At 75.0% G+C, this 7760-nt stretch carries 6 protein-coding genes and 1 pseudogene; 3 read left to right on the top strand and 4 right to left on the bottom strand.

The genetic code is table 11. The features are described from left to right. Positions 1–1658: FAD-dependent oxidoreductase (locus tag ICW40_RS18870; RefSeq protein WP_221655536.1), on the bottom strand; the 1658-nt coding region annotated here is incomplete at its 3' end. A 96-nt stretch (positions 1659–1754) separates the two neighbouring features. Here ICW40_RS18870 and ICW40_RS18865 point away from each other — a divergent pair. Beyond that, a complete protein-coding gene (locus ICW40_RS18865; protein WP_221655535.1) occupies positions 1755–1952 on the top strand; it encodes a hypothetical protein in 198 nt (65 codons plus the stop codon). A 28-nt stretch (positions 1953–1980) separates the two neighbouring features. Here the strand turns inward: ICW40_RS18865 and ICW40_RS18860 are convergent, their stop codons facing one another. From ICW40_RS18860 to ICW40_RS18850, 3 genes are all read right to left on the bottom strand, one after another. Then, on the bottom strand, positions 1981–4110 hold the full coding sequence (locus ICW40_RS18860; RefSeq protein ID WP_221655534.1) for an intein-containing Rv2578c family radical SAM protein: 2130 nt from the start codon (positions 4108–4110) through the stop codon (positions 1981–1983). A gap of 62 nt (positions 4111–4172) precedes the next feature. Next, entirely contained in the window at positions 4173–5564 is a 1392-nt protein-coding gene (hisS, locus tag ICW40_RS18855) for a histidine--tRNA ligase (RefSeq protein WP_221655533.1), read from the bottom strand. A gap of 83 nt (positions 5565–5647) precedes the next feature. Continuing rightward, positions 5648–6334, bottom strand: coding sequence for an MBL fold metallo-hydrolase (locus ICW40_RS18850; protein WP_221655532.1), 687 nt, complete (start codon positions 6332–6334; stop codon positions 5648–5650). Positions 6335–6513: 179 nt separating this feature from the next. Between ICW40_RS18850 and ICW40_RS18845 the strand changes: the two genes are divergently transcribed. Together ICW40_RS18845 and ICW40_RS18840 are read left to right on the top strand one after the other, a co-directional pair. Then, the gene (locus ICW40_RS18845; RefSeq protein WP_221655531.1) at positions 6514–7311 is read left to right on the top strand and encodes a peptidylprolyl isomerase; all 798 of its coding nucleotides are present in this window, start codon (positions 6514–6516) and stop codon (positions 7309–7311) included. Further along, a pseudogene (locus ICW40_RS18840) lies at positions 7308–7760 on the top strand (hypothetical protein); the annotation flags it as partial. The gene ICW40_RS18845 and the pseudogene ICW40_RS18840, both read left to right, overlap by 4 nt.

The raw sequence follows: 7760 nt of genomic DNA, 5'->3' as shown, positions 1-7760 counted from the left end.
GGCGCCCGCGGCGGGACGGGCGGCAGCCGGACGTAGACCCGCTGGTCGGCCGGCCGCGGGTCGGGCTCGCCGCGGTTGGGCCAGAGCGAGGTGGCGCGCTCGGCCTGCGCCGCGATGGTCAGGGACGGGTTGACGCCGAGGTTGGCGCTCACCGCCGCGCCGTCGAGCACGTGCAGCGTGGGGTGCCCGTGCACGCGCTGGTACGCGTCGAGCACGCCGGCGTGCTCGTCGGCCCCGATCGGGCAGCCGCCGATGAAGTGCGCGGTGAGCGGCATGTTGGCGACGTCGCCCCACGAGCTGCCGGGCACCCCGCCGAGCTCCTCGGCGATGAGGCGCGCCGCGCGGTCGGCGGCGGGGATCCACGTCGGGTTCGGCTCGCCCGGTCCCTGCCTGCTCACGAGGCGCCAGCCGGTGAGCCCGCGCCGGAGGCCGGTGACGAGCGAGTTGTCGAGCGCCTGCATCACGAGCGCGATCGCCGTCCGCTCGCTCCACCGGTACGGGACGCGGGCACAGACGGAGGTGACCGGCCGGCGCACGAGCTCCCCGGCCGCGGTGGCGAGGATGCGCAGCCAGCGGGTGCTCCGCGGGCCGCCCGTCGTGAGCACCGTCTGCAGCAGGGCCATGGCGTTGCTGCCCGCGGCGTACCGCACGGGTTCGACGTGGGTGCGCGCGTCCGGGTAGAAGGACGAGGTGATGGCGACGCCCCGCGAGAGCGGTCGCGCCGGGTCGACGCGCGGGGCGCTGCCGCCGACCAGGGCCTCGGAGTTCGTGCGGGTGGCGGTGCCGAGCCGGGCCGAGATCCGCAGGTCGCCCCGCCGCCGCGCGCGGTGCAGCAGCAGCTGGGTGTTGTAGGTGCCCGCCGCGAGCACCACCTGGTCGGCGTGCCAGACGGACGGTCGACGGTCGGCGGTGCCGGCCGCCTCGACGGACCAGCCACCGCCCGGCGCCGTGCGCAGCCGCGTCACCGTGGTCATCGGGACGACGACGGCGCCGGCGCGCTCGGCCAGGTGGAGGTAGTTCTTCACCAGCGTGTTCTTCGCACCGACCCGGCACCCCGTCATGCAGGCGCCGCACTCGGTGCACGCCGTGCGTTCCGGGCCGGCGCCGCCGAAGAAGGGGTCCGGCACGCGCTCCCCCGGCCGGCCGAACACGACGCCGACCGGTGCCGGGCGGACGGTGCCGCCGACCCCCATGCGCTCGGCCACGGTCGCGAACAGCCGGTCCGACGCCGTCGTCGTCGGGTTGGCGGTGACGCCCAGCATGCGCGACGCCTGGTCGTACCAGGGCGCGAGCTCGGCGGCCCAGTCGGTGAGGTGCGCCCACTGCGGGTCGCGGTAGAAGTGGGGGAGCGGCTCGTAGAGCGTGTTCGCGTACACGAGCGACCCGCCGCCGACACCCGCGCCCGCGAGCAGGAGCGAGTCCGAGACGCGGTGGATCCGCTGGATGCCGTAGCAGCCCAGCCGCGGCGCCCACAGGAACCGGCGCAGGTCCCACGACGTGCGGGCGAAGTCGTCGTCGGCGAACCGGCGCCCGGCCTCGAGCACCGCGACGCGGTACCCCTTCTCGGTGAGCCGCAGCGCGGCGACGCTCCCGCCGAAGCCGGAGCCCACGACGACGACGTCGTACCGCTCGCCGGGTCCGGGGTCGCGTCGTCGCACGTCGCCGATGGTCGCAGACGCCGTGCCGGCTCGGCGCCGGCTCGCGCCGCGCGGGCCCGGCGCGCGGATCGGGTCACCCGGACGGACGATGGGCGCATGAGCGAGCACGAGAGCAGCCACAAGCACGGCGACGTCACGAGCGAGCCCGGCGGGGCGGACGAGGTCGCCGCCGCCCACGGGTCGGGGGACGGTCTGGAGGGGACGTCGGACGAGGGCGTCGGCCTGGGTGCGGGGGCGCCGTCGACGTTCGAACCCGAGGAGGACCCCGAGACGGTGCCCGAGGACCCCGCGTAGGTCCCTCCGAAGAGCACGGGTCGGCCCCTCAGAACAGCACGGGCTGCGCCGGGCCGAGGTCGAGCGTGGGCGGCGTGAGGTCGGCGTCCCAGCCGGCCATGCTGCCGCGGGGGTAGGTGCCCTCCTCCGGCCGGACCGCACCGTCGGCCTGCCGTGCCGCGGGCGTTCCGAAGCCGTGCGCCGCGAGCAGCGGCGTCAGCCGTGCGTGAAGCCAGTCCTTGTACTCCCGAGGCGCGTAGGCGCCGGTGCCGTAGAGGCGCCGGTACCTGCCGACGAGGTCCGGGCGCTCGGAGGCGAGCCACCGCAGGAACCACGGCTTGACCGAGCCGCGCAGGTGCAGGGGCAGCGCCGTCACACCGGTCGCGCCCGCGGCGGCCAGCTCGGCCAGCAGCCCGTCGAGGTGCTCGACCGAGTCCGTGAGCCACGGCATCACCGGGGCGACGAGCACGCCGCACGGCAGGCCGACATCGCGCAGCGCGCGCACGAGGTCGAGGCGCGCCCGCGCGGTGGGCGTGCCCGGCTCGACGGACTGCTGGAGGTCGTGGTCGAGCACAGCCAGCGAGATGGCGACGCCGACAGGGACACGCCGCTGCGCCTCGACGAGCGCTGGGATGTCCCGCCGCAGCAGGGTGCCCTTGGTGAGGATCGAGAACGGGGTGCCGGACGACGCGAGGGCGTCGATGATCCCGGGCATGAGCCGGTAGCGGCCCTCGGCCCGCTGGTACGGGTCCGTGTTCGTGCCGAGGGCGACGTGCTCGCGCCGCCAGGACGGCCGCGCGAGCTCCGCCCGCAGCACCTCGACGACGTTCGTCTTGACGACGATCTGCGTCTCGAAGTCACGGCCCGCGTCGAGGTCGAGGTACTCGTGCGTCGGCCGGGCGAAGCAGTTGTGGCTGATCACCCCGTTGGCGACGAAGTCACCCGTACCGGTCGTGATGTCCACCATGGGCATCACGACTCCGAGGTCGTCGATCCCCACGACCTCGAGCGCCGCGGCTGACTTCACGGCACCCCCCACAAGACTGCGCTTGCGCGTGATGGCCGGGTCCGTCAGCAGGAAGAACCGCATCCGGGCGGGCAGGCCACCGAGGAGGCGGACGTTCGTCACGCGGTTCGCACGACCGTGGTCCTCGACCACGTGCCGCAGGTCGAACCGCGCGAGCGCGGCGGTGATGGCGCCGATGATCGTCGGGTCCGAGTTGGAGATTCGCAGCACGCCTCGCGAGCAACTGCCCTCGGCATCGAAGATCCCGGCCAGGAATCCGCGGGACCACTGATCGGTGGCATCGAGAGGCCACGCTGTGAGTGCTTCGACCGCCTCGATCGCGCGGCGGGACGACGCTCGCAGGCCCGTCATCTCCCGCCGCTTCTCGGATACCGGCGAGAAGCGGAACGTCGTCGTGCTGATCCCTTCGTCGGCCAGGTAGGTCCGGCTGCGATCCAGGGCTTCCTCATCGGCGAGCGCGAGGCGGAAGCGGTAGAGCACCTGACCCTCGCGGCCTGGCCTCGAATCTGCATACCGGCCGACGTGGGCATCCCCGCGGATCATTCCCGTCAGGTACCCGCGGCGGTACTCCGCGTCCTCCTTGGGTGCCGTGGCGTCTCCCTGCCCGAACCCGAGGAGGGAGTTGTTCGACGTCAGGTGGGGGCGCCGAGCGTCCCTGGCGCCCCCACCGGTGACGTGCTTCCAGCCACGCTCGGTGAGGAAGCGATGGTCGCCGCTCGCCACCAGCGTCGTGCTGTCAGCCAGGGTGACTCGGTACGCGCGCTTCTCGGTGCGCCAGTGCGCGAGGACCTCGGTCGTCACGTAGCGGCGATAGCGCCCCTCGAGACGCGTGCCCACGACTCGGTCACCGACCCGGACGTCGTCGAGCCGCCGTGTGCGACCGTCGGCGAGGAGGATGCCCGTGTCGCCGCTCAGGCAGTACGCACACGCATGGAGGCAGCCTCGCATCGGGTTGATGGTCCAGCGGAAGGGCATCGACGAGGCTGCGGGGACCTTGTTGAGCGCGCTCTTCGCGGCGACCTCGTGGAACGTGACACCCGCGAAGTCGGGCGTCCGGACGCTGCGCAGGAGCCCGTGCAGCGCGAGGTCCGGCATGGTCAGGTCAGGGAGCGCGCCGTCGTCGGCGCCGATCCGCTGGCCGTCCCACCTCATGCGACGAGTCGAACACGTGTTCGACCGCCGCGTCAACCCGCGCCGGTGCTCCAGGCCGGGCGTCAGCCGGCGGGCACCACCCGGACGTGCCGGTCCTCGGCGGGCGGCTCCCAGGACGCGGCGTCGGCCTCGACCTGCTCGCCGCTGCGGATGTCCTTGACCTGGTCGACGGTCGGCGGCTCGGCCCCGGCGTCGCCGGGGAACCAGACGAACGGGATGCCCCGCCGGTCGGCGTGCCGGATCTGCTTGCCGAACTTCGCCGCCGCGGGCGCCACCTCCACGGGGATCCCGCGCGAGCGCAGGGCGACCGCGACCGCGTCGCTCGCGGCCCTCGTCTCCTCCGACGTCACCGCGACGAGCACCGCGCTGGGCACCGACCGGGTCGCGCGGACCAGGCCGGCCGACAGCAGCCGGGACACGAGCCGGGAGACGCCGACCGACAGCCCGACCCCGGGGTACGTCGTCGCCCCGTCCGAGGCGAGCGCGTCGTACCGGCCGCCCGAGCAGATCGAGCCCAGGTCCTCGTGCCCGACCAGGACGGTCTCGTAGACGGAACCCGTGTAGTAGTCGAGCCCGCGCGCGATCTTGAGGTCGGCCACGATGACCCCACGCGCCCGCGCGGACGCCGAGCGCATGAGGGCGGCGAGCTCGTCGAGCCCCTGGTCCAGGAGCTCGCCCGTGACCCCGTGGCGCTCGGCGAGCAGGCGCACGTCGTCGGCCACCGACGCGTCCTCGCCGCGGATCGCGGCGAGCTCGAGCAGCGCGGCGGCCTGGGCGTCGTCGGCCCCCGCCTGCTCGCGGAGCATCGTGGCGACCGCCTCGGGCCCGACCTTGTCGAGCTTGTCGAGCGCACGCAGCACCGCCTCGACCTCGGCGACGCCGAGCCCCTGGGCGAAGCCCTCCATGACGCGGCGGTTGTTGACGAGGATCCGCACGGGCGGCACGCCGACCTCGGCGAGCGCCGCGAAGGCCTCCGCGATCACGAGCGGCAGCTCGACCTCGAGGTGGTAGGGCAGCTCGCCCTGGCCGACGACGTCGATGTCCGCCTGCGTGAACTCGCGGAAGCGCCCCTCCTGCGGCCGCTCGCCGCGCCACACCTTCTGGATCTGGTGGCGGCGGAACGGGAACGCGAGCTTGCCGGCGTTCTCGAGCACGTACCGCGCGAACGGCACCGTGAGGTCGAAGTGGAGCCCGAGCCCGGCGCCCTCCGTCTCGCGGTGGCCGCGGCCGGCGCGCTCCTCGTCGGTCTCCTGGAGGCGGTGGAGCGTGTAGACCTCCTTCGAGGTCTCCCCCTTGCGCAGCAGCTGGTCGAGCGGCTCGACGGCGCGCGTCTCGATGTTCGCGAAGCCGTGCAGCTCGAACGTCCGGCGGAGCACGTCGAGCACGTGCTGCTCGACGAGCCGCTCGGCCGGGAGCCACTCGGGGAAGCCGGAGAGGGGGGTGGGGCGCGCCATGGTGCTCGATCCTAGGTCGGCACGGCGCGGACCCGTGCCGCAGGCAGCGGGAGCGCGCTCAGCCGCCCGGGCGGAGGCAGGGCTCAGCGGTGGGGGCGCAGGTACGGGTTGCCGGCGAGCTCGGCCGCGACGGTCGACGTCGGCCCGTGGCCGGGCAGGACGCGCGTCGCCGGGTCGAGCGTCGTCAGCCGCGCGAGCGTGCGCCCCATCGCGGCGTCGTCACCGCCCGGCAGGTCGGTGCGGCCGATGCTGCCGGCGAACAGCACGTCACCCGTGAGCGCCACCGGCGAGCCGGCGGCGTCCCGCACGAGGTAGACGGTCGAGCCCTGCGTGTGGCCCGGGCTGTGGAGCGCGGTGACCTGGACCGCGTCGTCGTCCCCCAGCGCGAGAGGCGTCTCGTGCCCGGCCGCCGCGTCGAAGGTCCGGACGTCGGCCGGCGCGGGTGGTGCGTCGAGGCCCGTCATCGCCGCGAGCTGGTGCCCGAGCGGTCCGAGCGACCCGACGGGGTCGGCCAGCCGGTAGGCGTCGCCCTCGTGCACGTGCACCGGCACGCCGAACCGGTCCCCCACGGCCGCCGCGTCCCACGTGTGGTCGACGTGGCCGTGGGTCAGCAGCACGGCGACCGGCGTCCACCCTGCGCGCCGGACGAGCGCGGCGACGTCGTCGACCACGCCCGCGCCGGGGTCGACGACGACGCACCGGCCGTCGGGCTCCGCGAGGACGTGGCACAGGGCGCCGAGCAGCGGCGCGACGACGGTCTCGATCTGCATCCGACGAGCCTAGTGACGGCGCGGCGGGCGACGCCGAGACCCGACCGTGACGTGCGCGCGGCGCCGTGGGGCGGTCCGCAGCGGTCGCCTTGCCTAGACTGTGCGAGGCTCGGGCCGCTGCACGCAGCCCCGGGCGGCCATCGCGGGCCGGGCCCGCACCGATCGAGACGGGAGTGCGGGTGTCGCCGAGCAAGCGTGAGCGGGAGTACGCCCGCCGACGTCACGAGAAGTGGCTCGCCCGCCAGGCCGAGATCCGTGCGCAGCGCCGCCGGCGCCGCGTCATCGCCGGATCAGCCCTCGCCGGGCTCGCGCTCGTCGCGGTGGTGCTCGTCGTCGTCCAGCAGACCGGCGACGACGACGCCACGCTGGCCGGCCCCTCCCCCGAGGTGAGCCAGCCGGCGACGACCGAGACGCCGCTCGCCGAGGAGTCGACGCCGCCCGCGGTCCCCGCGCCCGACCCGGCGCTCGCCGAGGGCCGCACCTGGACCGGCACGCTGGCGACCACGGTGGGCGCCCTGTCCGTCGAGCTCGACGGTGCCGCTGCCCCGCAGGCCGTCGCGTCGTTCGTGACGCTCGCCCGCGAGGGGTTCTTCGACGGCACCTCGTGCCACCGCCTGACGACGACGCAGGCGGACGGCATCGCCGTGCTCCAGTGCGGCGACCCGACCGGCACCGGCACCGGCGGCCCCGACTGGCGCTTCGGCCCGATCGAGAACGCCCCGGCGGACGACGTCTACCCGGCCGGTACCGTGGCCATGGCGCGACAGGGCGGCGACGCGGGCAGCATGGGCAGCCAGTTCTTCCTCGTCTACGAGGACTCGACCATCCCCGCCGACGCCGCCGGCGGGTACACCGTGTTCGGACGCATCACCGAAGGCCTGGACGTGCTCCGGGCAGTCGCCGACGCCGGCATCGCCGAGGGGACCGCGCAGACGCCGGCCACCGAGGTCACCATCGAGGGAGTTGAGGTCCAGTGACCGAGCAGGAGCGCCCGGAGGGCACCACGGAGACCACCCCGGGGTCCGACGACGCCCAGGCCCTGCCGGCCGTCGACGTCGCCCCCAGCACGCCTGACGGCGCCGCGCCCGAGGTGAACCCGACCGACGAGGACGCGACCGACGAGGTCGCCGAGCCGCCGTCGGACCTCGAGGGCACGCAGGACGCGTCCGGCACCACGGAGGCCGAGGAGCCGCTCGCGACGGACGAGGCGCCGGACGCGGAGGACACGTCCGCCCCGACCACGGCGCCGCTCACGGACGACGCCACCCCGGAGGCCCCCGGGTCCGACGAGGCGACGCCGGACGCAGCGCCGACGGAGGAGCCGACCACCGACGCGACGGCGACCGAGGAGCCGACCACCGACGCGACGGCGACCGCGGAGCCGACCACCGACGCGACGGCGACCGCGGAGCCGACCACCGACACG

It is taken from the genome of Actinotalea ferrariae (assembly GCF_019733465.1).
In the GTDB taxonomy this organism is placed as follows: Bacteria; Actinomycetota; Actinomycetes; order Actinomycetales; family Cellulomonadaceae; genus Actinotalea; species Actinotalea ferrariae_A.
The sequence above is the reverse complement of the archived record's forward strand: the minus strand, read 5'-3'. Positions and strand labels throughout refer to the sequence as shown.